We start from the raw sequence: 25,430 nt of genomic DNA, 5'->3' as shown, positions 1-25,430 counted from the left end.
TAGAGTTGTAAATCAAGTTTTAGAGTTGTAAATCAAGTTTTAGAGTTGTAAATCAAGTTTTAGAGTTGTAAATCAGGTTTTGGAGTTTTAAATTAGCTTCACAAGTCATAAAACAGCTTTTTAACTCAAAAATTAAGCTTCCAGTTTTTAAAGCTTTTACTTGCCTCAAATTTCAGTAGTATGCGTTCAGCCCATCGCTCTTATTATTGCTTTAAACGCAGAGGATTGATGAATTGTTGTATCTGGCGATCGCACAGGGTAAGCTAATATACGTAGAATTTTTGATAAGGCGGTGCGTTAGCCTACGGCATAACACACCCTACCGACTCATTTTTAGACAAAAAATGGGAACGAGAAATCAAATCTTGAGAAATTAATTATCTTCTTGATTTAACCAAGCTACTAAATCAGATACTCCTGAAAAATCTAACAATGCTTCGCCTAAAGCTTCCAACTCTTCAGTAGATAACAGTTTAATTCTCTCAATCAAAGCTGGTTGTAACTCACCAAATTTTCGATTTATCAGACGGATCACTAAACGCTCTTCTCCAGTTTTCTGGCCGATTTCCTCACCGCGTTTCTGACCGATTTTCTCACCGCGTTTCTGACCGATTCTTTCACCTTTTTGTAAAATATCTTGGTAAATTACTGACTCTTGCATAATCTCCTCCCGTAGGAATTGGCGAATCAAATCTTTTTCAAACTTTAGACCAGCTAAAATTTCTGTGTAAGCTGCTATATCCTGTTGACTAGCTTTATCTGGAATTTTAGCAATATTTTGGGAAACTTGTGATAGCAGAGTTTCAGGTGAATTGGTTTTTGTTAATGGTGCTAATGGCAATAACGCTGGATTCTCTAGAAATAATGTTGAGTCTTGCTCCCACATCCGAATGACACGATAACGGTGAGTTGTAGTTTTACTTACATACTCTTGAGTAAAAACAATTTCGTCATTAGTTTCTTGTAAGAAAATTACTACTTGAATTACCTTGACTTGATAAAAACGAGTTAGTCTAACTGAATAATCCAACATTCGTAAAGGAAGGGGAGTTTTCGATGCAGTTCTCGTTTGAAATTCAATATGCAATATCTGATTTTCTGTTTGTAAAAAGGTAACGAAATCAGCCCGAATCGGTTCAATACTTAATTCAGTTTTTAATACTTTAATATTTTGCGGTTCTTCGTCTAGTAGCCAACGGGCAAAATCGCGGGGATATTTTTCAGCTAATATTTTACAAACGCTGTCAAAGCTCACGAAATAATACCAATTTCAAAAAAGAATGCGACAGATGGTTAGATGTTCCTAGCGATCGCAATGCCATCGTTGAGGCGCGATCGCTCTTTTGCCCAAACCACGTTGTAGGGCGATCGCAATTCTCAAACGAAGGATGCGATCGCTCCTTTGAGCAAATTATTTTTGAGAGCGATCGCATCCTTCGTTTGAGCAAATGAATGTTGGGTTTCCTTACGTCAACCTAACCTACGGCGATAAGCCAATTTTTTGAATTTAAAATTGCTGCTATGCAGATCAATTTGTACCTTAGCAGTCTAGGAAACGCTATAATAGGCTTTAATTTTTTTTCATGAAGAAGAAAATCCCTATCAGCACAGCTATTTGGATTAATACAATTTGCTGGTAAACTACTTGAAATGATTTTTTCTTGGTTTTGTGTCGAAAAAATTGTTGAGCGAAGGCAGCACCTAAACTACCTCCACTAATTGAAAGCCAGTGTAAAATCCATTCAGGTACTCTTAAGGTCTTGATCCAAGGGGCAAATTTTTCAATCTTACTTGCTAATTTTTGTCCCCAATGGTCTAAAGGTGGAGGTTCAATGTCTTTATTATCTCTATTTTTGGGAAAAAGCCAAGAGCGAAATTTATCATAACCATAAAATAAGTACGTTGATATATTAATAGAAGTTAAATAAAGAGATAGAGTAAAAACAGCTTCTTTGCAGTGAAGATTTGCTACATAAAAATTAGCAGTGTTTTTAGGAGCAAGACTATAAATAAATAAAATTATCAAAATTGGGGTAAAACTGTTGACGATAACCGCCAATACTCCATATATTTTAAATGCCAATGACTTGCCAAATACCAAAACTAAACCTAATGCTATAAGACTAATGACAACCAAGACTAAGATTATTTGTATCATACTAAAAGTCACTGCATTAAATCTGTTTTCAATTGGTGGATCAAATATCAACCAGATAACAGCTTGAATGAGTGAAAGAATTAACAAAATATTGGTGATAAAATAAACAACACTAATTGCTGATATCGTTATTAAACGGAATATAGGTAATAAAAACTTTACAATGAGAGACAAAGAGTAAGTTCCAGCAATAGCAGCTATTATGATAAATGCCAGATTAATCATATATGTAATATATCTTTAAGCTGAAAATCTGATTTTATTGATGGCTTCAATAACCCATCCAATTAATTAGTTTATCAATCACGAAAGTGATGATTTTGGAGAGATATGTAAAGCTTAACGATAGCACGCCAATTTCAAGAACAAAGATGATAATTATAGTAATAATACCAGGATTTTTTGTGTGAAATATGACTTCAATTAGAGAAAATATGAGAATGCCAGAAAATATGGCTATGCTAAAACTCACAAACAAAATCATCACTGTCAATACAACAGTTGACAACCGTTGCAATTTGTAGATAATACCAGGGACAAAGGCACTTAAAACAATACCGAGAGGCCCTTTTATGCCAATGGTGATATCAGTTCCTGTGATTAGTAAGATAAAAAAACAACCAAGGAGCATTAGATACCAACTGTGCATAGGAAATGGGGAAACAAGTGATGAGATAGTAACTAACACAAATACCCATTCACCAACAATATAAATATCGTTGATTACAGGTAGTATTATTATACCTAAATCGCTTAATTTTTCTCGGATATCTTTATACTCGTCAAGTATATCTCTGAATATCTTATCAAGAGGTTGAGCCTTCTTTATACTCACTCTCAAACCTCTCATCACAGCTTGTGGAAAAGTTGCGAAAAAAGATATCAATGCGATCGTCCAGGGAAAAAAGTCGGAGCTTGTTTTAGGAACAGTATTGACATCCGGCTTATCACCGCCAATAGTGAAAGGAAAGGCTGTGAATAATCCCTCTTTATGCAATTGATTCAGGTGTGATTCCAAATTGTAAGCACTACCGTAGATGAGCAGATATGCAAAAAATGTGATAAAAAAATAGTATAAAAGAGTTACCCGCAAGAATTTCCAATTACGACAGTTGTAGATAAACACACCAATCGCAACTAGTGAGTAGAGATAATAGCCAAGGATATTTGGATTTGATGACATAACGTTTTTATCTATATATCTTCCATTTCAAAAACTGAAGTTTTATCAATGCTAAAATTCAAAAATAAAACTTAGTCACTTTCCTATTAAAAGGTGGATCATAAATAGCACGGCAACTATTCCTACTGTTAGCCATATTGGTCTGAGATTGCCGCTCAATATTATGCGCCACCCGTTGATGAGACCGAGACTAGAACGTTTACGCTGAATGAACACTAAAGTAAGAACAGGAGCGATGGATGCGATTAGGCTACCTTCGATCCACTCCAGCACGATTGCGCCGAATGACGGATTTCTTCTTACCTCTAATAGAAACAAAAGCGTAATCGGCCAGCATAATATGCTAAGAAACAGATCGAGATTGCGGAATAAGTATCCCCACCACCAAAACGTGAATTTCCATGTCTTTTTGTAGACTTCTTTTTTCACATCATCGAAGGCTGTTACTGGGGTAAAGCTATCTGTTGCTAACCGTAGACCTGTGTTACATAGAGGACATTTATTTAGTTTGGTTGTCAGTAAATAATAATTACTCTGCAAGCAAGAGGTACATAGTACATGACCTCTGTCACATCTCATACAATCTTGAACGTCCTTTAATTCGCCGCATTTAGAGCAGTTTATGTAGGTGTCGATCATAAATAAACTCCTTAAAATTAGGGGATGCTTGGTGATTTAGACAAGTTGAGTAGCACTCTCTGCAACAATTCCAGATGCTTTAGGCAATGCATACCATAGCGATCGCACTTATTTTGAGCTAATGACGATCGCCTGAGCAATTTTTTCATTATTCTAGCGATCGCACTTAATTTGATATTTGATAGGTATCGAGAATCAAAGCGATCGCTCCTTTGAGCAAACCATTGTTGAGAGTGATCGCACTTTGTTTGAGCTAATGAATGTTGGGTTTTCTTGCGTCAACCCGATCTACAAGGAGGGCGATCGCCCTCCTTATTTTGTAGTGGTTGGACAGTGTGCAGCAAGTGCATTAGCCAGCCTAGTTATCTTGGTTGGAGTCCAAACAATGTTTGAGCCAACTCCGGCATATTCTTCCCAAGTAGTTAAAATATCTGCTGCACCTCCAGCATAGAGGGCATCAGCAACAGTTTTTGAACAATTTTGTCCTAAAGTTTTCCACTCTGGATTAGCTTTTAGGAATTCGTTGATCCACCAACTTTTAATTTTGTCCGCATCTATGCAAGGAATGTATATTATCTGGTCTGCTTGTTTTCCATATTCACTTTTTATGTCTTGATCAAGTGTTCGATTTGGTATGGCAGGCGCATGAAATGAAATGTCACGTATATAAGGTATATCGATATACGGGACACCATTAGACGGCCACCAGCTAATATAGGTCTTATAAATATCTTCGTCAGCATCATTGAGCTGTATTGAGGCATGTCCCCAAGATTCTGTTGACCCTACATAGTTCCAAACATAAACGACTACACCCTTATGTTTTTTCTTCTCAGCAGCCTTTCCCTCGCTAACACAGGCGGGAATAAGAGCCTGGGCTGGTTTATCTTTTGAATAGGTAATGTGGTTGCTGTTACACACCACGCTTCCTGGTGTAGCAGGGGTTCCAGTTTGCCCACTTACTAGCACTTTCTTGTCTAATTCTTTTGTAGCCACCAGATCAGAGTTATCATTTATTGCCGCACTTGCTTTTGGTGTAACTCTGAACTCAAATAAGTTTCTTCCAAGGTTTCCTTCAATAACAGTAAACCGAGCAAAAATACCAGGTTGAACTTCTGCCCAAGGTGATGGTGAAGAATCTTTAGCAGCCGGAAGCACACGCGGTAGTCCATCACCTGTTGGCTCATAAAGCATATCAGGTAGACGTTCGGCAGAAATCGTCTGATCGGCAAGGGTTTGGCGTGCTTGTCGCAGTTGCAGCACAAGTTGTCCTGGCGCTCCAGATTGTCTGAGTAGGTCATTTAATGATGGGATACCAGGAACTAAGCGGAATTGATTGTAGGTATTGTCAATCTGTTGCAGGTAGTCCCCTTCTAGTCCTTTTTCATACTCAGGGATAAGCTTGTGAATTAAGGCTCGATCCTGTGGTGGCCATTGTTTCAACGGTAAACCCGCCTGAATCCGCCAAGCATTTGCGTTCAGTGTAGCAGGAGCAATGCCTTGCAGAGTACCACGGGACAGCAAAGCACTAATTGCAGGTGCTTGTTTTCCCATCAAGGGAGCAAGTTTATAAGGTAGCCCTTGTCCCGGTGCATGGATAGAGAATTGGGTACAATAAGCTATCACATCAAGACTGTAATCCCCTGGAGGTAAAGGCTTTTGCAGGTCTTCAGCAGAAGTAATCGTTAATTTTTGTGGGTGAAAATCTTTGACTCGATCGGAAACATCTGCATAGGCTGTCTTTTGGTCTAACAATAGTGGTGAACCAACTCCGACTGCTTCCCCAATTTGTTTGACAATGGCAGCTTTAGCTAACCCTAAAGGATCTCCATCGGGTACACCGGGGATAGGAATAGGGGATTTAGGCAAATTTACACAGACTCCCAAAAAACAACCTGCAATTTTTCGTTCGTCTTTCTGAACAACTCCGAAATCCTTGGAGGTGACAACAGCATTACTAGGGGGTGCAGCAGCATCAGCTTTTCCGTACTTATTCAAGAAACTATAACAACTTGCCGAGTTAAAGCTAAGAACGCCACAGAGCAGGACAGAGACAGTTCTTCGCAGAAAAACTATATTTGTAACAAATAGAAAAGTAATGATACCAATAAAAATAAAACGCAGCGATCGCATATTGAAGCTCTAATGGACTGAATAATATCTAAAGTGACAATACAATGACGCGCTAAAGCTAGTCCAGTGATTTTACGGAACTTATTACAAGTGTTAAATACCTTAAACTAGAGAAATTCCGCAAGACTAGTGATTGTGGCAAAGCGATCGCTTTTGTTCTTAGCAGCATAGAAATCAGAGAGGCGATCGCTCCTAACTCCATTTGATTGTGTAATCAAGCTTTCTAATCTGCGGTGTTCTGCGATCGCATGATGGTGGCGGGTTTAATCCGTGGCGATCGCAATTCGACGCAGGACAGAAGAGGTGCGATCGTGGTGTTAAAGCGAAGGTTGTGTTAGCATAGACCACGCTCTCCACCAAAAATGACTCCGATGGCTACCCTCGGTATCACCAAAGCAATTACTAATCTCACCGAAGCCCATGTGAGACTGGGCATTTCGCCCACCTCTGATGTCACCTTTTTCACCGAATGGAAAGCGCCATTACCCACCTTGACCGCTCCCGAAAAAGCGAAGCTCGAACACCTCAAACAGCGCTATCTTTACTACGCCGATAGTGGAGCTATCACTGAAGGCACAGTTAACTTAATTCTGCTGTCCCCCCTACTGGAAACCCTCGGTTTCATCGATTCACCTTACCAAGTTCGAGGTGAAAAATACGTCCGGTTTGAAATTGAAGATGGCGATACCCAACTGGACGGGTTGATCGATGCTTTAATCGTGAACGATCGCCTCTGGTTGATTGTTATTGAAAGTAAGCGTTATGGCTTTAGCGTCCGGCAAGCAATCCCGCAAACCCTTGCCTATATGGTCAGTGCACCAATTTCTCCCGTGTTCGCCCTCATTACCACAGGAGAAGACTATTTATTCATTAAATTCGATCGTGACTTGGCTCACTATGCCCTGTCGGATAAATTTACCCTCAGCACCGCTGAAGGTAATGAACTGTATCCCGTTGCACAAATCTTGAAGCAGTTGGTCAGCGTGTAATACCATTTCACCAAATAAATGATACAAATAATTTCTCCTCTGCCCCTCTGCTCCCCTGCTCCCCTGCTCCCCTGCGGCCTATTCGTATCAAATTTAAAGTGAAACGGTATAAGCCGTCCCCTTTGGGGGAATTCAAAATTACGTTTAATGTGAATTAGTCTTGAAACCCTTGTAACAGAGGTTCATTTACTAATCTCAAAGCTTCAAACTCCCCAGTCCCTTCAAAATGCTCTATACTCCAATTGAAAATACACGCCGTTTTCTTGCCATGTGCGCTTGCTCGTATTGATATCCACTAAAGGAATACCCCAATCTAGGCGGGCTGTGAATCTATCTCCCATTTGCCAAAGCAAACCAAATCCTGAGCCGACCAATGTATTAGACTGAGGATTTTCTCTGCCTGTATTCCAGACAGTACCAACATCGATAAATGGTGTGACTTGTAAAGTTCCTTGCACTTCTGGGAAGCGGGCGATGGGCAATCGCAATTCGGCGGAAGCGAAAATACCGTTATCGGTTAGTAAGGCATCTTGGCGATAACCGCGCACTGTTCCTTGGCCTCCCAAACTAAACTGCTCGATGGAAAGTAAAGAGTCACTTGCTAATTGCACATTAGAGCGCAACAATAAAGTCGGAGCGATCGCTCTTTGTCCTTTTGCCTGACCCAAGAGGCGCAAATAAATTAGTTGTCCCCGCCACAATAAATATCGGCTATCTGGTTCGTTGTTATTAACCGTAGCGTTAAAAGCTCCAACCCCCAGACTCAACTCAGAACGAGCTGCTAAAACTTCTTGACGACTCCGCTGTAGCCATTCTTGAGCAAAACTCAATTCCGATATGCGTGTCTCTCCTTGCTCGTCAGCTCCGGGAAACACAGGAAAATCGACTCCTTTTATTGAAGAATTACTAATCCGCCTAGCTGCCGTTAAACTCAAGGTGAGTTCTTGACTGACTTTTGGGGTGGCTCTTTGGATGACTGGCTGACTATATGACAGTTCAAACTCACGAGAATCTACGTCGATATCCAAATCATTAAAAGGAGGTTCAATAATTCTGTTGTTGGTAATTCGATAGTTAAAGCCAATAGCACCATTACGGGGATTCACTGGCAGAGTGTAGCCGCCCTCAAAGCTATTGCTGCCATCAGTATTTTTATAGGCAAAACTAAATCGATCGCCAAGTCCCAAAAGGTCGGCTTCGGATATTGCAATACCGCGCTCAAAGCTACCAACGCTGGGGTTGCGGTTATTATTAATGCTAAGTCGGGTGTCGAAAGTTCTCGCTCCCCTGACTGTCACCGCTAGGGAATTTACACCCGGTCTAGTGCCAGCGGTGAGTTCGGCATCTAAGCTGGCAATTAAGGGATTGAGTTGCAGTAGTTGCAAAGCTTCTTGTAAACGATTGATATTTAGCGGTTTATGAGTAGCGATCGCAATGCGACTGCGGACATAATTGGGATTGAGCCGTCCTTTAATCACGTTGACTTGAATATCTTCTAGGCTGCCTTCTAATACCTGAATTTTGATGATGCCCGAACGGAATTCTTGCACTGGGATATAAGCACCAGAAGTAATGTACCCCTTTTGCACATACAGTTGGGTGATTTGATTGGCAGCTTTGAGGAGTTCGGCAAAGGTAATTGGTTTATTTGTATAATCTGCGATCGCAGAGTTTAACTCTTTTTGGCTGAAGGCAGTATTGCCGACAAACTGGAACTTTTGCACGGTGATACTGCCGGGAATATCCTGGGCTTCTTCCGGGGTGGGAGGTGCGCTCGGTAGGATTTGGATAGGTGCGTTTGTTGGCGGTAAAGGATTGGGTAGGGGTTGTTCTGGGGGTTTTGGGGTAACGGGGTTAATCGGCTGGGCGTTAGCTGAGTTGGGATTACATAACAAGTACAAAAGCAGTATTAAGCCCAAACAAGGTGAAACAGCACTGTAAAGACAAGTTGCAAGAATATTTCTTCTAGCAAACTTCCAGGAGGATTTTCCCACCCAGGCGACTGCGTTATTACAGGGAAACAAGAAAAATCTCTTGCTACCCTGTTTTTGTCTGCAAACACTCTTGGCCGCAAATCTTAATTCCCGTCTATTCTGTCTAATTCCCATGGCAGCTTGATGCAGTTAACCCAGAACTATAGGGAGTAGAATTAGGCGTTTGGCTGGCGAGAACTACCACGCCTTGAGCGTTCACATACCAACCTCGTGCTGCGGGTGGTAGTTGAGAAGTATTATTCTCCTGGGTGGCAGCGCTAGGCACGGCCGGATCGAAACTGATTAAAGCGCCACTACTGAGCTGTTCGCTCGGTCTTGGCGGCAATCCTCCGCGTCCGGTGATGGTAAATTCGCTGCGATTTTGTCTTGCTACTGCTCGACAAGCTTGAGCAACTACTTGTTCGGGTTTGGCTACTTCTTGAGGTAAATCGACAATTTCAAAGTTGTTTTCTGCTTCTGGTGTTGTGATGCTGACTTGTCCGGCAATTCCCAGCTGAGAACTAGCAGTAATCTGGCAAGTCGCACATCGAAACAATCCTCTCGTGTTGATGTTGATATTTCCTCCCCTACCCTCGACAGCATCGGCGGTAATCTTACTGCTTTCTAACAGCGTCACAAAGTTGGCAAGACTAAAGCCAGTAATATCGATGTTGCCTCCGTTACCACTGCCAGCAGCAGTGGCAGATATCTGACTGTTATGGCGTAAGAGTAAGGAATCCGTTTGTAGCGAGATGTTACCGCCTTCCCCAGATGTGGTAGCAGCAGATATGGCTCCTTGATTATCTAACAAAATTGAGTTAGCTACGACTTGCAAATTCCCAGCATTTCCCGTACCTAAACTTTCTACGTTAATTTTTGCGCCATTTTGAATAGTCAACTTGTCTGTAAAAACCTTGATGTCGCCAGAAGCACCTGTTGCTTTAATGTTTGGAAGGTTAAGACGACCAGCAGCAGCAGATAAGCCACCTAAAGTTAAGTTACCGATGGTAGTTCCACTCAGTTCTACAGAATCGGAAGCATAAACAGTTAAGGTTCCCCCTTGTCCAGCACCGATAGTAGCTGCTGATGCATCTGCACCTTCACTGAGAATCAACTTCTTTGTCGAAACCGTCAAGTTTCCCGAACGAGAGGGGCTATAACTTGTAGTACCCAAACCACTGGGGAACCTGGGATCGGGTTGAACGCCAGCTATTTCTACAGAGCCGCGGGCATTGACGACTACATTTCCTCCCGGCCCGCCGAATGGAATAACGCCAGTTGGTAAGGAAGCGCCTGTATTACTGGCGATTACCGCGTCTCGTGCATTCAGGTTGCCTGTGTCAATTTTCAGGTCGCCGCCCTTTCCCATACCGAAGGTAGTATTAGTGTAGATGCCAGTTAAAAGAGCGGCTTTCGGTGGGGTTCTTTGTATTTGGACGTTATCGCTTTTAATTTCGACATTGCCGCCTGCACCATTTCCTAAAGTAGCACTGATCAGAGTCGCGCCATCTTGCAAATTTAATTGTTTGGTATCAATGGCGATATAACCACCTGTACCAGTACTACCCCGACTAGTTCCTGTTTGAATTGCAGAGCCACTCAATTGCACTAAATCGCTAGCCCTGACGTTGACATTTCCTCCTGCTCCTTGAGTAAATGTCGGGCTGAATATGACTGCGCCGTTGCCCATTATCAGGGAAGAAGTATTAAGATTGAGATTGCCTGAATTACCTGCACCCGCACTCTCAAGGAATATACCCGTTCCCCGGTCAGTTGGGGTTAGCGTCCCGAAGAGCGCTCCGACTTGAAAAGTCTTTTGAAACTCTTCAAATCCAGTTCCTGACATCTCTACTGAGTTAGCAGTTATATCAATATTTCCTCCCCGACCATTAGCAAAAGTTGCCGTAGATAAGAACGAGCGATCGCCGATAATTAATTTACCAGTGTCAATTGTCAAGTTTCCACCTGCCCCCGTACCCAAATTGTTACTAGATATCTGACTTTTGCCAGACATCTCTAAGGAATTTGGCACTTGTAAATTAATATTTCCAGCCGGAGCAGCTGTGTAAGTGGCTGTAGATACAGCTGCTCCATCCCGAATCAATAAATTAGGGGTGGTAACGGTAATATCTCCACTTTTGCCAGCGCCAATAGTTTCTGTAGATAAGCTGCTAGCAATTTTTCCATCTGCTGTAGTTCCCGCCAAGGACAAGGATTCAGAGGCATTGACGTTAATATTACCTGCCGATTGCGCTCCTTGGGTTTGAATTAATGCGAGTGAACCATCACCGATGGAAATGTTGCGCCCCTGCAACTGAATTGAGCCACTACCCGCACCGCTAGTATCTACTAATGCCTTTTGTGAGAGGGCGATATTTTGAAAGTTTGTCACTCCTTGATAACTTAAATTCCACCCTTGGGTATTGGGATTTAGACTTACTAAACCTCCTGCGACACTTCCTAAATCAATGCGTCCGCCTTCGGCTGTCAGCGTTCCCCCTTCTGAGATAATTCCTCCGCCTACCAAGGCTAGGGTATTGCCTGGCTGTACCTTCAGTCCGGTGGTGTTTCCCCTAATTAAAGGTGAGATGGAACTTTGCAAACTAATGTTATGTCCTTGACCTTGGACGCGAATCGGTTGCGGATTCTGCCCAAATTGCAAGCCAATTGGTACGCTAACTGTTAATAAAGGGGAAACTGAAGTGTCAGTGGCGCTAAATTCTGCGCCATCAGCAAATTTGAGACTATTAGCCGTACTTGCTAAAAACGAACCACCAATATTGAGTTGGGCATTAGCACCAAAGTTAATACCACTAGGATTGATCAGGATAAAATTAGCACCGTAGTTTTCTCTAATTAAGCCGTCAATATTAGAAATTGCCCCACCTGTTACCCGACTAATGATGTTAGTAATGTTGCTTAAGTTACTAGTGTTATTAAAAAAAGCTTCGCCACCAGTAGGCACAGAAAATTCTCGAAAGCTATGGAAAAGGTTGCTACCAACTTGTGCCCCTCCGGTAATTTCAAAGATGTTACCAGATTGACTAACATTGCTTGGAAGGGTGTTATCTGAAGAAATTTGTGCTAAGGCAGGGACGCTAGCAATCAAGGAGCAGATGTAAGCACTGCTGATAATTAAAATTTTGCTCAAGAATTGTTTCATTTTAACAAGGAAAAAGAAACCCCATTGGGAACTTAGCTGAGGTTTGTTTAATCTAATTTAAGTAAATTCAACTAAAAATAATAATAATATTGAGTCTATATTCAAGGCGAAATTTTGGTCAACAAAGGGGGTTAAGTAATATGAACAAGTGGCAGTCTTGGGTAAATGTGGGGATATTGCCAATATTAACTTTGGGTGCTATGGCAGGACTATCTGCGCCCAGTGTGGCTGGTAACGTGCAAGTTAGCTGTCAAACTAATGCCAGTATGCCAACGGTGATTGTGACTTTGGTTCTAGATAAAGTCAGAAATTACCCGATTTTTAACTTTCTGCCGAAATATTTCTCAGCCGCCGAAGCAGTGCAGGACTGTCAGAATGCAGCTAAAAGTTTACAAATGGCCTACGATACAGGCGATTATAAGTATTTGACCACTGACAAGCTTAACGATCGCCCTGTTGTCTGTGCTATAGAGCGTCGGGGTGTAGGTTGCAATCATTACAGCGCCCAAGTTTTATTTACTTTTAACCCAACGAATAATCCTTCTCAAGCTTTATACGAAATGCTGGGTAGCGATTTTAAACAAGCACAGCCTCCCGATGTGCGGACTATTAGCCGTACTTACACTGATACCAAACCTTCTTGGTGGCCGTGGCCATAATAGAGCCTTTAAGTTGCACAATCCTTTGCTTTAGAAAGACGCGGGGATAAAGGAGAAGGGGAGACGCAAAGATGCAATTTGAATGATTATTAGCTTATTTGAGGCAAGCTTTTTTACCTAGTTCTGCGGCTTGATAATTGGGTTTGAGGTGCAAAGCTCGGTCAAAAGCTGCGATCGCTTTGTCAGGTTTGCGGAATTCACACAGGCTCAGTCCTAAATAATACCAAGACTCGGCTTTTTGATTATTATTTAGCTGGGGACGTTCTAAAACAGAATAAAATTGAGCGATCGCTCGATCGTCTTGCTTTAGGCCTTGCATGGCGATTCCTTTACCTCGCAAAGCCACAAAATAGTTGGGATCGTATTTTAATGCCTGATTGTAGGCTGTTAGTGCTGATTCGTATTCTTGTTTTTGCAATAACGCTTTCGCTTGATAGCTAAAAGCAACGGCTAACTCTTTGACACTTGCATCTTGATGTTCGACTTCCTTTTTTAAAAGTCCAATTGCTTGACCGACAGCACTCAGGGCTGTGTCTGGTTGTTTGAGTGCTATTAATGCTTCGGTTTTATTAATCCAGAATACAGGGTCTTCGGAATTGAGTGTAATTGCTTTATCAAAAGCCACGAGCGCCTGATTATATTGTTTGAGATTGTATAGGGCTTCTCCTTGGCAATTCCAGGCATAAACAGCTGCTTCTGGGTTAATGATAGCCGCTGTCTTGCAGGATTCCAGCATTTGGTTATAGTCTTTGAGTCTAGCTAGTGCATAGCCTCGGTTAGTCCAAGCTTGATAGTAGTTGCTGTCAATTCTTAAAATATTGTCGTATTTTGCGATCGCTTGTTGATATTCTCCTTGGTACAACAGTATGTTTCCTCGTTTAAAAATTGTTTCTATTTGTAGCCATTTAAAGACGCTGAAACCTAAGACCATCAAGCCAGAACCACACAGCATCAAGCCAGCTATTGCTAGCAAAATCCAAAATCGTTTACCAACTCTCAATTTAAATGGAGCAATGGTATTACTGAGATTAAAAGTATGAGCTGATGGGGTGAGATTATATATAGCTGTTTCTGCCATGGAGGGGCGAAGTATTTTCTCTAATTCCTGCTTTACCCACTCGCGATCGAAAACTGATTGGTAAATACGGTTTCCTACTTTCAGCTTGTCTTGTTGTTGCTTTACCAATCCCAAACGCAACAGTTCTAATTGTTCGGGACTGTTATCGGTGGAAACTTCCCCCTGTTGTAAAACTTCCTCGTAAAGTTCTAACAGCAATAACGGGTCGCAAAAATGATTGTGAATAATACTATCTTTTACACCTTGTAAATGTTCGGCTGCTAGTTGAGTTTCCCAATCATTAATCAAGTGGGTTTGGACTAGCTGTTGCACTGTTGCTGCTTCTGCATTTGCCTCAATAAAAGCTTCTGATGCCAGCAATTGATACAGCTTTTGAGTCAGAAGCGGTTGATCGCCTGTCCAGGATGATATTTCTGCCTGCAAGGCTTCCGGACGGCTAGCTTTTTCATTCAGTTTGAATATTTCGATGGTGTTGCTGCTAAACAGTTTTAAACTTGGTGATTCTAACTGAACCGAATTAGGTTCTAAAACCGATTGCTCGCTAGGGTTCGAGCTTTTTAAATTGTTCTGCTGTGGCACGACCATTTTCAATTCTAATTGTTCTATCGGCGCTAAAATTTTATGTTTTGGAGGTACTTGTTGCTGCCAGATATGCTGGTGCAATTGAGATGCGGGAGCAAGATACTCCAGTAAAAATTTCATTGTAGTAGGTTTTAACCAACCTTTAAGTACGGCTAATTCCTCAAAACGAAGGCTTTGCAGTGATTGTTCGGCTAGGAGAGTTCTGATTTGGTACTCATTTAACAGCCCAGCTGCTTCTAAATATTTATCTAAAGGCTGTTTTTGTGCCTGCTTCTGTAAAGCTGGCCAATCCTGAGAGAAAAAATCAGCCGTTTCTTGTTTAAGCCATCCATGCGAGACTAAAATTTCACCAAGCCGCAAGCCAGCACTTTGTGCCTGCTCTTTGAGAGCTATTTCTACCTGTTCGGACGAAATTAGGTCGGCCTGTTGTAAAACTTTACCAAGCGGCTTCATATTATATAGAGCAAATATTTAACTAAGAAAATAACAAAATAGATTAATTTTTTATCCTTATACTAAGGTAGTATTTTAACATTTGCGTAAAATTTTTGATTAATATAAATTATTAATTAATTGCCATACCTACCAACGCTCCAATTGTACTTGAGGTAGGCATAAGCTAATCTAGAAAGACGCGGGGATGTGGAGAAGGGGAGACGCGGAGAGAAGTTGCGTGCGGAGAGAAGTGCGGTCTTGGGCTTTGCCCAAGTGGAGCAACTTCGGGGGATGCAATTTGAATAATTATTAGCTTACCAGCTGCATTTGATTTACTTTTAGATAAACTGTTACGCTTTGAAATTGCACATTGGACTTCTTGCAGAAGTCGGGAAAAGGCTAAGAGGTAAGGGGGAAAGGAATAAGAAAAAACCTTTTACCTTTACCCTTTCTCCTTTTGCCATAGGAGCGCAAAAGTTACTTTTGCTCATAGGTCTATTGACTAAAGTTGACTGTTGACTGTCAGCGGTCAACAACTACTATGCTTAAACTGCTTTAACCCTCGGTGATTGCAGATATCAAAGATAAAATTTTTCTGGCTGCTGACTCCTAAATTCTGTTTTGTTAACGAAGGCAGAAGGCAGGAGGCAGGAGGCCGTTTTTGTCACGAGGATTTATACCCCGTGACAAAAACTTTTCGCCTTAAAAAGCGAGGTTTTAGACCCGATTGTTTAGATAAATTTTCTTGTAGAGCAAGCATCTTGTTTGCCAAATAAGACAGTCTTACTAGACCAGTAGTCAATTAAAGTTAATGTGAAGCAGGTTTTTAACTTAACCAATACCTAGTGAACCATTCCAGAGATAACACTTGGGGCGATAAAATGGGAGAGTAGCTTGTTTTGCTTTCCGAGGGTACTATCTCGTGCTATCTACACTCCTTGCTGACTTTCGTATCATCTTTGAACGCGACCCAGCTGCCCGTAATTGGTTGGAGGTCTTGTTTTGTTACCCCGGTTTACAAGCCCTGCTATTCCATAGGCTAGCTCACTGGCTGTACGATATTGGTCTTCCCTTTATCCCTCGTCTGATTTCTCACATAGCTCGGTTTTTGACTGGAATTGAAATCCACCCAGGCGCAACAATTGGGTATGGTGTGTTCATCGACCACGGCATGGGTGTGGTCATTGGTGAAACTGCGATCGTGGGTGATTATGCACTAATTTATCAAGGTGTGACCCTTGGAGGAACTGGTAAAGAATGCGGCAAGCGCCATCCAACCTTGGGTGAAAATGTTGTAGTTGGGGCTGGAGCAAAGGTACTAGGAAATATCCAAATTGGCAACAATGTCCGTATCGGTGCGGGTTCAGTTGTTCTGAGAGATGTGCCTTCTAGTTGTACGGTGGTAGGTGTTCCCGGTCGCATTATCTATCGTTCTGGAGTGCGGGTTGCTCCCCTAGAACACAACAACTTACCAGACTCGGAAGCTGAGGTAATTCGCGCTTTAGTTGACCGCATTGAGTTGCTAGAACAACAAATAGAAAATCTACAGCGCCTAAATTCTCCGGAAAAAACTCCTGTATTAGTAGGTTCTATAGCTACTAAAGAAGGCGAACTATCGCAAGAGGCTCCTGTGTGTAGTCTTAGAGATAAGGCAATACAGCAGTTTCTAGATGGTGCGGGTATTTAGTGCTGAGTTCTTAGTGCTGAGTGCTGAGTGCTGAGAGACGCGATTAAGCGCGTCTGTACAAAAGGGTGCTGAGTAAATATTAAGGTAGGGGAGCCAGTGCGGTGGACGGGTTTCCCGGTATGATGATTTTGGAATTTGCATCAACCATAATCTCCGTGTCCCCGCGTCTCCGTGTCCCCGCGTCCCCGTGTCAGTCCTAATAATAAGTCTTCAACCGCACATGATATCAGGGGTTAATTTCTTGGCTAGACCACTCTTGGTTATTGTCACGGGAGTAAAGCCAGCGATTTTGTGGTTCGCCTCGCAATTCCAAGTGGTCTACCTGTATTGGGTCAAGTAGCAGTAGGCAAAAATTTGGTGCTGGTTCCATTGGGTTGGGGGCTGGCGGTGCAAATGCTGCTGGCGCTTCGACTCTGGGTTTACCAGGATGAGGCCAAGCAAACTGTATACGACCTGCATCGCTCAGTTCTTGCCAGCTTGCTATACGGGCTTGTTGTAAAGTAGAGCGATCGCTATTTTCTACTAAAGTTAAATAGCCATTGATGCGAAACTGTTCTCGTGTATTGGGGAAGTACCAGCAAATCTCTGCCCAAGGTTGTTGCTGTATCTGGTCTACTTTTTCGCTACGGCTATCTATAACAAATTTTAGCTGGTTAGTATCTTCTAAAAAACCGCGAAAAACTACAGTTCGATTGGCAGGACGACCGTTTGCCCGTACTGTTGCCAGTTGTAAGTAACGGGCATAAACAAGACTCCGGTTGCGATGGAGAGCATGGGCGATCGCACTTCGCCAAGGAGCAAGAGTCATTATACAGTACAGATCCAAATCCAGGAACTTAGACTAAATAGGACTTTCTTAATTACGAATTGGTACAAGGGCGATTCGCCAAAACAGGATGCTCCCAACGGTATGAACCACTAAACAGCTTTAACATTCTCATCTGATGCTTTTTCGGCAATAGATTTTAAGCGACTTGCTCTGATTTTACGGGCGCGATCGCTATTACGAACGCCACCCGCCATTTCATATTCGCGGCTGTCTTTGCCGTATTTAATCGCAACTACCATTAACATCTTCTGGATGCTTGGGCAGCAGTTGCTAATATTCAATTTATAAATGTTGGAGATGATAAGCAATCTGCTACTCTGGGCTTATATAACGTGAATAATGCTCAGTTAGACGATACCTTGGGAGTTTTCATTCCTCCAGGAGAAGATGGACAGGGAATAGGCTATTTTAATCGAGAAGGACTGGGTGGGAGTGTTGCTGGGACTCCAGGTAGCATTGCCTTTGTTGTTGCAATTCATGAACTAGGACATGCATTAGGGCTGGCTCACCCTCATGATAATGGAGGAGGTTCGCCAATTTACCCAGGAGTTACTTCACCTTTCAGAAGTTTAGGAAACTTGGACTTGAACCAGGGTATTTACACTACTATGTCCTATAACCCTGGGTTTTACAGTCAGAATGGCAATCAAAGTGGACTAGGCTACGGTCTTCAAAGCACGCCTATGGCGTTTGATATTGCCGCTATTCAGTATCTTTATGGGAAAAATAATAGCTACAAAACTGGTAACGATACATACTACTTGCCTAGTGTCAACCAATCTGGTACTAGTTATTCCTGTATTTGGGATGCTGGTGGGATTGATACAATTAATGGCATTAGCGCACAATCTGATGTGACGATCGATCTCAATGATGCCTCCCTCAATACTGCTCAAGACGGGGCTGGTGCTGGTGGTTATGTGTCTTCCGCCAAGGGCATTTTTGGAGGATTTACCATTGCTAACAGCGTGGTGATTGAAAACGCGATCGGTTCTAATTTTAACGATCGAGTTATAGGTAATGAATTTAACAATAATTTGGTTGGCAATGATGGTAACGATAGTATTGACGGCGGTGCTGGCAATGATTCCCTCAATGGAGGCAATGGCAACGACAGATTAATTGGTCGTGGTGGCAGCGATCGCTTAACTGGTGGTGCTGGCAATGATGTTCTGATCGGCGGCGCTGGCAATGACGTTCTTGTTGGTGGTACGGGTGCCGACCGTTTTCTTTACGATACAGAAGGTGCATTTGCTAGGGCTGATGTCGGTCAAGATAGCATCAGCGACTTCAATCGCTCCCAAGGTGACAAAATTGTACTTGATAGGACTACCTTTACCGTACTCTCTTCTACTTCAGGTAATAGTTTAGCTGCTAATGATTTTGCAATTGCGGGTCTTGATGTTCTAGGTATCCCACTAACTGGAGAATTGCTCAACGCTAAGATTGTTTACAATTCTAGAAATGGGTCTTTGTATTACAACCAAAATGGTACGGCGGTCGGCTTCGGCAGTGGTGGTCTATTTGCTACTTTTTCTAATGTGCCAACTTTGGCTGCTAGTGACTTTATTGTGCAAGCGTAGTTAGTTAACTTCAGTAAACCGAATTTTCCAGAAGCCTAAAGAGTCCTTCATTTTTGTTTAAGGGTACAATCTGACCAAATCAGCTTGTAATCAGCTTTTCAAGAACTTTTTTATTCTGGGTGGACTGTTAAGGCGATGCCTACGACGGGCGGGTAGGCGATCGCAACTATGATTGCCAGTCCCCAAAATTACCGCCCAAACCCTCATTCTTTTGTTAACTAGAATTGGCGATCGCTCAAGGTTTTTTATGCTTCTGTCATATCAAGTCCGGATAGTTAGTTATGATTCTGGAACCTACGTAGAAAACCCGAAAACCCCTTCCCTCCAACCCTCAGCAGTCTGATAAGCCGGACACGATATCAGTTCGTAATCCTTCGACAAACGCTGATAACTTAAAATTTTGTTTCAAACAGCTCATGCCCGATTGGGTAATCGGGGTTTTATGTCATTATGGCAAAATAGAAGACACATGCCTTTGTAACTACAGGGAATCTCTCATGGCTCTCCGTCTTGGTGATACAGTACCCGACTTTACGCAAGCCTCTACACACGGCGACATAAATTTTTACGATTGGGCAGGTGACAGCTGGGTAGTGCTGTTTTCTCACCCTGCTGACTTTACACCTGTTTGCACGACAGAATTAGGCACAGTTGCCAAACTAAAACCAGAATTTGACAAGCGCAACGTTAAAGCGATCGCTCTTAGCGTTGACGATGTAGAATCTCACAAGGGATGGGTGGGAGACATCGAAGAAACTCAAAGCACCACTCTTAACTACCCAATTTTGGCAGATGCAGATCGCAAGGTTTCTGAACTTTACGATATGATTCATCCCAATGCCAACGCAGCTGTGACAGTGCGATCGGTTTTTGTTATCGACCCTAATAAAAAACTCCGTCTCTCTTTTACCTATCCACCCAGCACTGGACGCAACTTTGACGAACTTTTGCGGGTGATTGACTCTCTGCAATTGACTGATAATTACAGCGTAGCCACACCCGCCGACTGGAAAGATGGCGAGGATGTCGTAATTGTCCCCTCACTGAAAGATCCAGAAGTTCTAAAAGAGAAATTTCCCAAAGGCTACGAGGAAATCAAACCTTATTTGCGGCTAACTCCTCAGCCTAACAAGTAATACCAATTCGTAATTCGTAATTAAAAAGCGTCAGATTTCATCTAGGTTTCTAGAGTTATATCTGTAGCCTTTTTGTGGAGAATTGGTAAAAATCCGAAAATGATTTGTTGAATTAGACGTAAAGGCGCGAAAATTGCATTTTAGCGTCTTTGCGTCTTTATTCTTATAATCTGTCTGCTTCTGCATGAAAATAAGAATATTTCCTACTTTCTAAAAGCTTTAATTACGAATTACGAATTACGAATTACTTTAATTTAGCTTCCCTGTAATCGTAAATGCTGCCCAATAGTAAGGATGATTATAAAGCTTTTTCTCTGGTGCAATTTTACTCATTCTATATAAATGTGTTGCTAAATAAGCTCTAACTTTTAATTCTTCAGTATCCAGATTATTAAGTAAACGTTCGTACCATTTAGTTAATTCTCCAGCGGTTAATTCTTTCAGCCATGCTGTGGCTTCAGCTAAAGCAGTAGCAGCAGATTTCCCTTGCTGTAATCTTTGATAAAACTCTACAATTGTTAAGGCACTGGCTGTTGATTCTACAGTCCAAAGAGTACTCACTACATGAGGAATTCCCATATAGATAAAACCATTAATTAAACTCACATATTCAGTAGCGATCGCATAGTTACCAGTTCTGATAGTTTCGCAAGCAGACAAAGTAACCAAATTATAACTAGCTAAAGTTTCTTGACAGATTTCTTCTAGAGTAAGTTTATCTTCACCCGCCAAAGCTAACTCTGATTTTTGCGGTTCGCGGCAATTGTTTATAACATGCCCCGTAAAATGAAATATATTATAATTATCAAATAAGGCAGTTTCTACAGTGTTTTTAGTAGCTTTATTCCCCTGGATGCGATGGGGATTATTAAACATTTGGCTGACAAGTTCCGATTCTAATTGGGCAAATTTGAGTGGTGAATAATTTGTGCTATTAGGATATTCGACACTAAGTAAGTTTTGCTCTAACAATTGCCCTGTACTTTCAGCTTTTAAAGATAAACCGCTTTGAATGCTAGGTAAATAAGCAATGCTGAAATTAGATTCCACATTGGGCAGATATTCATCGTAGGGAGAAGCAAGCTGAAAAAGTGCGTGCAAAGGTAATGCGTGCAAGTCACGATGGGGAACTAAAATCAGTTGAGTAATTCCTTCAAGTTCTTGCTTAATTGTGGAAATTTGGAGAATTTCTTTGAGTTGTAACAGTCTTTGTTCCATCTCCAATCGCCAAGAATGATTGCTGATATTTTCTTGGTATTGGGCTTGATTGCGATATTTTTGATGCGTCTTATTCCAATCTTCTAGCCAATCTTCAAATTCAATTAAGCGTCTGACTGCTTCTGGTAGAGGCAATTCATTATCGGGTGTAGCGGTTTCGATTGTGACTACATTTTGTATGGGTATAAAGACGAGGATAGGTGATGGGGCTTCATCTTTGATGACAAAAGTATTTAACGCCACTGGACTAATATGCCAGTAAATAATTGCTGTGGTGGGATTAAGTAGTTGTTGAACTGAGTCATATCTAGGTGAGTAAATTTCTGGCTTCCAACCATCTAACAGCCAAGTTAAGCAACAATTTTTGCCATATTCTGCCATTTCCCAGGCTTCTACTAAATCGCCGGACTCTACATGTAAATCTACTGCCAATCGATCGATGCCAGCAAATTTTAGAGCCAACTGCTTTTTACTTTCATGAGTGCGAGTTGGTTCGTTAAGCAATTGTTGCAATAAATTTGCACAGATTTGCTGTAATTCCTGGGCTTGGGCTATTTGTCCTAAACCTAAAAGTGCTTTAACGAAGGATTGCAAAATCTCCAAATGCAGCTGGGGAAAATTTTCTCGTGTTAGGGTTAATAATGCTCGATCGTACTCGGCTAAGGCTTTGCCCCAATCATTTCGAGATGTAGAATGTTTTTTGCCTCGGTCGAAGTAAGCATTGCCGATCGCTACATGTAATCTACCCCAACCTTCTGGGTGAGTATCTGAGCGGATATGTTTCAATCCTTCTTCGTAGCTGGCTAGTTTACCTTCAAAGCCTCCTTGTTGCAAGGCAGGATTGGCCGCTGCGATCTCAGTCGATATCGAAAGTTTAAGATTAACTTGACCGGCAGCAGTACCTCGACCAATCCAAGCTTCCCAATAATCAAGTTTGATTTGTAAAGCGTTATCGTAAGAAACGATCGCTTCAGTATATTGTTCTAAATAAAACTGGGCTACCGCTAGGTTATACCAAGCTAAGTGTAAGTCGGGTTTAATATCTATGGCTTGGCGATAAGAAGCGATCGCTTCTTGGCGGCGACCGAGGTTATCTAACGCTACACCCCGGTTGTACCAAGCTAAATAAAAGTTAGGCTGAATTTCTAAAGCTTTATCGTATGATGCGATCGCCTCTGGCCAGCGTTTTAAATTAAATAAAACTACGCCCCGGTCAATCCAAACTTCATGATAATCTGGTTGAATTTCTAAAGCTTCATCATAAGATGCGATCGCTTCTTCGTGCCGCTCGGCTAAAGCTAAAGCTGTGCCTCGGAAATACCAATTTTCTTGGTCTTGGGGTTGTAGCTGTAAGGCTTGGTCGTAACTAATAATTGCCTCCCAAGTCCGCCCTAACTTGAGCATTGCCAAACCTTTACCAGCCCAAGCTTCTGGATAATCGGGATTGACTTCGATAGCTTGTTCAAAGGAAGCGATCGCCTCCTCAAAATAGCCAATTTCGCCTAAAGTTCCACCCCGGTTATACCAAGCTTTGTAGTGGTCGGGTTTCAATTCTATGGCTTGGTTATAAGATGCGATCGCTTCGGTAAAATTTTCTAAATGAAATAGTGTTAAGCCTCGATTAAACCAATATTCAAAAGAGTTGGGATTTAATTCTATAGCTTGGTCGTAAGATGCGATCGCTCCTAACAAATCTCCGCTTTTAGCTTGCCGTAGACCTTGATAAAACCAGGCTTGTGCTTGAATTGTTGTATTTGGACTGGTTGTAAAAGTGGGATTTTGGCTTGTTTGAGTTGCCAGATTAGAAGCAAGTTGCTCGACTAAAGTGGTACCTCGATCCAATCTAGTTAATAACTCATCTATGGTAGACCCCACATTTGCATCGATTGCCGAAGATTGATCTAAAATCCCCTCTGCTGACAAGATTGCTGCTAAAGCTTCTGGGGTAGTAGCGAGTAGATAAGCTGGTGCGATTTCAGTCTTTTGCTCTTCACGCTCAAACGACAGTTCGCTCAAGTTATCGATGACATCTTCTTCACTAGGAGTCGGCAGAGGTATTGCTGTTGAAGTTTGGGCAATTTCTTCTTGGTACTCCACTGACTCGAAATTCTCTGTTGCATCTTCCTCTACAACAGAAAAAGCTACTGGTGTACTTGCGACTACTTCTTGTCGTTCCCCTTGCTGTGAGTTTTCTGTGGCATTTTCTGGGACAAAATCGGCTACTTCCGTGGTTTCGTCTGCTTCCCCTGGATATTCTTGAATGATTTCCTCTTGGTTCTCTGCTGCTATTTCTGCGGCGGGAGAATTTTGGGGTGTGACTCTAGTTTTAACTTCTGGCTCCTCAGATTCCCATAACAACTCGCCTAAATTGCGGATTAACTCCTGTCCTGGAGAATTGAGCAAAATTTCCGAATCAGAGGTTGTGGTTTCAGTTTGTGGCTGTTCGCTATCTTCGTACCATTGGCTTGAGTCTCGTGACAACAACTGTGCGCCAATCTCATAAGAAAGTTCTCCAATTTTGCCAATACCAAGTTCGCCTAGCTGCACCATCCGGTTTGCTAACTCATGGTTTGGTGTGGGTGATACTAGCAATTTTTCACCAAAGCCCAGCAGCCAATCTATCCAACGCTCATGGCTAATGCGGTCTTCCATCCGCTGTAGATATTTGATTGCCCACTGTTGCTCTCGTCCTTGATTTACACCTTCCAACAGTTGGGTATACAAAATTTCCAGATCCGCATTAGTCAATTCAGGTGGCGGTTCTACCACCTGCTTGTCCGTCACAGTCTGGATAGCACGAGTCTGCTTACTATCTACGGGGCGATTTGAAAGCGTTTTAAGCCACTGCACTAGCTGCGTGAGCATCTGCCATACTCTTGGATTTTATTTCTCCTAGATTGTAGCGGCGTTGTCTTAAAAAAATAAGTAATTACGTAAAACCTACTGGATTTTGCCAAGTTTGTAATCGTGTAGTTATAAAAAATATACAAAACTTTGTCAGTCGTTATAGCAAAGTGCTGAGTGCTGGGTGCTGAGTGCTGAGTAAAAACCAATTTCCTGTAAGGCTTTGAGCAATCACAAGTGTCCTAAACGGTGTGACTACAGCCTTATTTTCTGGAAGTAGGGATTGAGGAGGACAAATCAATATTTTATGCTTGTTCGTCTGGAGGCGATTGATCGGGAGCATAATATTGATTAATTAATTCCTGAACGATAATTTCTGGATCGTCTGTCTCAATTGCTAGTTGTTGAGCAATCTGCTGGCGTAAGTTTTCATCCTGCTGCAACATCACAAACAACTGATCTATGGTGACAGTTTGATATTCTCCGTCTGCTGGAATTTCTCCCTCACCTGCTTCTTCTGGTATTGGGTAACTTTCTTCGGGTGGGAGCGTGCTGACAGCATCTGGGCCATCATATTCCCATACTGGCTCGCCTTGATTGCGCGTCAACACCTGCATACCAATATTATAGGCAACGTCTCCAATTTCTCCGATGCCCAATTCGCCCAATTGCACTAACCGAGCAGCCAATTCATTATTAGGTGTCGGTGATGCTAGCAATCTTTCACCAAAACGCTGCAACCATTGTATCCAGCGTTCAGTAGAGACACGATGTTCAATGTTTTGCAGCCATTTTAAAGCCCAAGCTTGTCCTCGTGCTTGATGTACTCCTTCTAGAAGTTCAGTGAAGAGAAATTCTAAATCGGTATCGGTTAAAGGTGGCGCTACTTCTTTTGGCGCATCTTCCACGATTTTAGAAGAAGTCTTTTGTCTACCAAACAAGCGTTGGAAGAACTTTTTGAGCCACTGAACTAGCCGCCTGAGCATGTGCCGTACCATTATTGAGTATTGCTTACCCTAATGATTGTAGCGATCGCACTGTACCATCGCATTATTCCAGTCAATAAAATTAGTCATTGGTCAGTGGTCGTAGGTAGAGACGCGATTAATCGCGTCTGTACAAGAGTCATTGGTCAGTTGTC

General features: G+C 42.2%; 17 protein-coding genes. 5 read left to right on the top strand and 12 right to left on the bottom strand.

Annotated elements, in window-relative coordinates:
* Positions 1 to 373 precede the first annotated feature (373 nt).
* From I8752_RS00900 to I8752_RS00880, 5 genes are all read right to left on the bottom strand, one after another.
* On the bottom strand, positions 374 to 1,255 hold the full coding sequence (locus tag I8752_RS00900; protein WP_214430430.1) for a DUF4351 domain-containing protein: 882 nt from the start codon (positions 1,253 to 1,255) through the stop codon (positions 374 to 376).
* Positions 1,245 to 1,448, bottom strand: coding sequence for a hypothetical protein (locus I8752_RS00895; RefSeq protein ID WP_214430429.1), 204 nt, complete (start codon positions 1,446 to 1,448; stop codon positions 1,245 to 1,247). The genes I8752_RS00900 and I8752_RS00895 overlap by 11 nt, the downstream gene beginning before the upstream one ends.
* A 122-nt stretch (positions 1,449 to 1,570) precedes the next feature.
* Positions 1,571 to 2,383, bottom strand: a complete 813-nt coding sequence (locus tag I8752_RS00890; RefSeq protein WP_214430428.1) for a DUF1294 domain-containing protein — start codon at positions 2,381 to 2,383, stop codon at positions 1,571 to 1,573.
* A gap of 46 nt (positions 2,384 to 2,429) precedes the next feature.
* Positions 2,430 to 3,341, bottom strand: a complete 912-nt coding sequence (locus tag I8752_RS00885; protein WP_214430427.1) for a hypothetical protein — start codon at positions 3,339 to 3,341, stop codon at positions 2,430 to 2,432.
* Between the two features lie 951 nt (positions 3,342 to 4,292).
* On the bottom strand, positions 4,293 to 5,978 hold the full coding sequence (locus I8752_RS00880) for a hypothetical protein (protein WP_214430426.1): 1,686 nt from the start codon (positions 5,976 to 5,978) through the stop codon (positions 4,293 to 4,295).
* Between the two features lie 497 nt (positions 5,979 to 6,475).
* Between I8752_RS00880 and I8752_RS00875 the strand changes: the two genes are divergently transcribed.
* Positions 6,476 to 7,102: a type I restriction endonuclease subunit R gene (locus tag I8752_RS00875; RefSeq protein ID WP_225895370.1), complete on the top strand. Its 627-nt coding sequence runs from the start codon at positions 6,476 to 6,478 to the stop codon at positions 7,100 to 7,102.
* Between the two features lie 221 nt (positions 7,103 to 7,323).
* Here the strand turns inward: I8752_RS00875 and I8752_RS00870 are convergent, their stop codons facing one another.
* Positions 7,324 to 9,096, bottom strand: coding sequence for a ShlB/FhaC/HecB family hemolysin secretion/activation protein (locus I8752_RS00870; RefSeq protein ID WP_318780804.1), 1,773 nt, complete (start codon positions 9,094 to 9,096; stop codon positions 7,324 to 7,326).
* A gap of 103 nt (positions 9,097 to 9,199) precedes the next feature.
* Entirely contained in the window at positions 9,200 to 12,226 is a 3,027-nt protein-coding gene (locus tag I8752_RS00865) for a two-partner secretion domain-containing protein (protein ID WP_225895369.1), read from the bottom strand.
* 152 nt (positions 12,227 to 12,378) lie between these two features.
* Here I8752_RS00865 and I8752_RS00860 point away from each other — a divergent pair, with 152 nt between their 5' ends.
* Positions 12,379 to 12,897: a COP23 domain-containing protein gene (locus tag I8752_RS00860; RefSeq protein WP_214430423.1), complete on the top strand. Its 519-nt coding sequence runs from the start codon at positions 12,379 to 12,381 to the stop codon at positions 12,895 to 12,897.
* Positions 12,898 to 12,991: 94 nt separating this feature from the next.
* Here I8752_RS00860 and I8752_RS00855 read toward each other — a convergent pair whose 3' ends face one another.
* Entirely contained in the window at positions 12,992 to 15,010 is a 2,019-nt protein-coding gene (locus tag I8752_RS00855) for a tetratricopeptide repeat protein (RefSeq protein ID WP_214430422.1), read from the bottom strand.
* Positions 15,011 to 15,914: 904 nt separating this feature from the next.
* Here I8752_RS00855 and cysE point away from each other — a divergent pair.
* On the top strand, positions 15,915 to 16,679 hold the full coding sequence (cysE, locus tag I8752_RS00850; protein WP_214430421.1) for a serine O-acetyltransferase: 765 nt from the start codon (positions 15,915 to 15,917) through the stop codon (positions 16,677 to 16,679).
* Positions 16,680 to 16,905: 226 nt separating this feature from the next.
* Here cysE and I8752_RS00845 read toward each other — a convergent pair whose 3' ends face one another.
* Both I8752_RS00845 and I8752_RS00840 read right to left on the bottom strand, forming a co-directional pair.
* A complete protein-coding gene (locus I8752_RS00845; protein WP_214430420.1) occupies positions 16,906 to 17,487 on the bottom strand; it encodes an Npun_F5749 family FMN-dependent PPOX-type flavoprotein in 582 nt (193 codons plus the stop codon).
* Positions 17,488 to 17,597: 110 nt separating this feature from the next.
* The gene (locus tag I8752_RS00840) at positions 17,598 to 17,747 is read right to left on the bottom strand and encodes a hypothetical protein (protein WP_214430473.1); all 150 of its coding nucleotides are present in this window, start codon (positions 17,745 to 17,747) and stop codon (positions 17,598 to 17,600) included.
* A 93-nt stretch (positions 17,748 to 17,840) separates the two neighbouring features.
* Between I8752_RS00840 and I8752_RS00835 the strand changes: the two genes are divergently transcribed.
* Positions 17,841 to 19,091, top strand: coding sequence for a M10 family metallopeptidase C-terminal domain-containing protein (locus I8752_RS00835; protein WP_214430419.1), 1,251 nt, complete (start codon positions 17,841 to 17,843; stop codon positions 19,089 to 19,091).
* Between the two features lie 497 nt (positions 19,092 to 19,588).
* Positions 19,589 to 20,227, top strand: coding sequence for a peroxiredoxin (locus tag I8752_RS00830; protein WP_214430418.1), 639 nt, complete (start codon positions 19,589 to 19,591; stop codon positions 20,225 to 20,227).
* Between the two features lie 249 nt (positions 20,228 to 20,476).
* Here I8752_RS00830 and I8752_RS00825 read toward each other — a convergent pair whose 3' ends face one another.
* On the bottom strand, positions 20,477 to 24,310 hold the full coding sequence (locus I8752_RS00825) for a CHAT domain-containing protein (protein ID WP_214430417.1): 3,834 nt from the start codon (positions 24,308 to 24,310) through the stop codon (positions 20,477 to 20,479).
* Positions 24,311 to 24,594: 284 nt separating this feature from the next.
* A complete protein-coding gene (locus tag I8752_RS00820) occupies positions 24,595 to 25,287 on the bottom strand; it encodes a hypothetical protein (RefSeq protein WP_214430416.1) in 693 nt (230 codons plus the stop codon).
* Positions 25,288 to 25,430 lie beyond the last annotated feature (143 nt).

This window comes from Dendronalium phyllosphericum CENA369 (assembly GCF_016056275.1).
In the GTDB taxonomy this organism is placed as follows: Bacteria; Cyanobacteriota; Cyanobacteriia; order Cyanobacteriales; family Nostocaceae; genus Dendronalium; species Dendronalium phyllosphericum.
Note: the sequence above shows the minus strand (reverse complement) of the source record. Positions and strands in the feature narration are given on the sequence as shown.

Coding starts and splice junctions, on each gene's coding strand:
- I8752_RS00875 (WP_225895370.1), top strand. CDS start 6,476: ATGACTCCGATGGCTACCCTCGGTATCACCAAAGCAATTACTAATCTC.
- I8752_RS00885 (WP_214430427.1), bottom strand. CDS start 3,341: ATGTCATCAAATCCAAATATCCTTGGCTATTATCTCTACTCACTAGTT.
- I8752_RS00890 (WP_214430428.1), bottom strand. CDS start 2,383: ATGATTAATCTGGCATTTATCATAATAGCTGCTATTGCTGGAACTTAC.
- I8752_RS00855 (WP_214430422.1), bottom strand. CDS start 15,010: ATGAAGCCGCTTGGTAAAGTTTTACAACAGGCCGACCTAATTTCGTCC.
- I8752_RS00860 (WP_214430423.1), top strand. CDS start 12,379: ATGAACAAGTGGCAGTCTTGGGTAAATGTGGGGATATTGCCAATATTA.
- I8752_RS00820 (WP_214430416.1), bottom strand. CDS start 25,287: ATGGTACGGCACATGCTCAGGCGGCTAGTTCAGTGGCTCAAAAAGTTC.
- I8752_RS00845 (WP_214430420.1), bottom strand. CDS start 17,487: ATGACTCTTGCTCCTTGGCGAAGTGCGATCGCCCATGCTCTCCATCGC.
- I8752_RS00830 (WP_214430418.1), top strand. CDS start 19,589: ATGGCTCTCCGTCTTGGTGATACAGTACCCGACTTTACGCAAGCCTCT.
- I8752_RS00840 (WP_214430473.1), bottom strand. CDS start 17,747: ATGGTAGTTGCGATTAAATACGGCAAAGACAGCCGCGAATATGAAATG.
- I8752_RS00825 (WP_214430417.1), bottom strand. CDS start 24,310: ATGCTCACGCAGCTAGTGCAGTGGCTTAAAACGCTTTCAAATCGCCCC.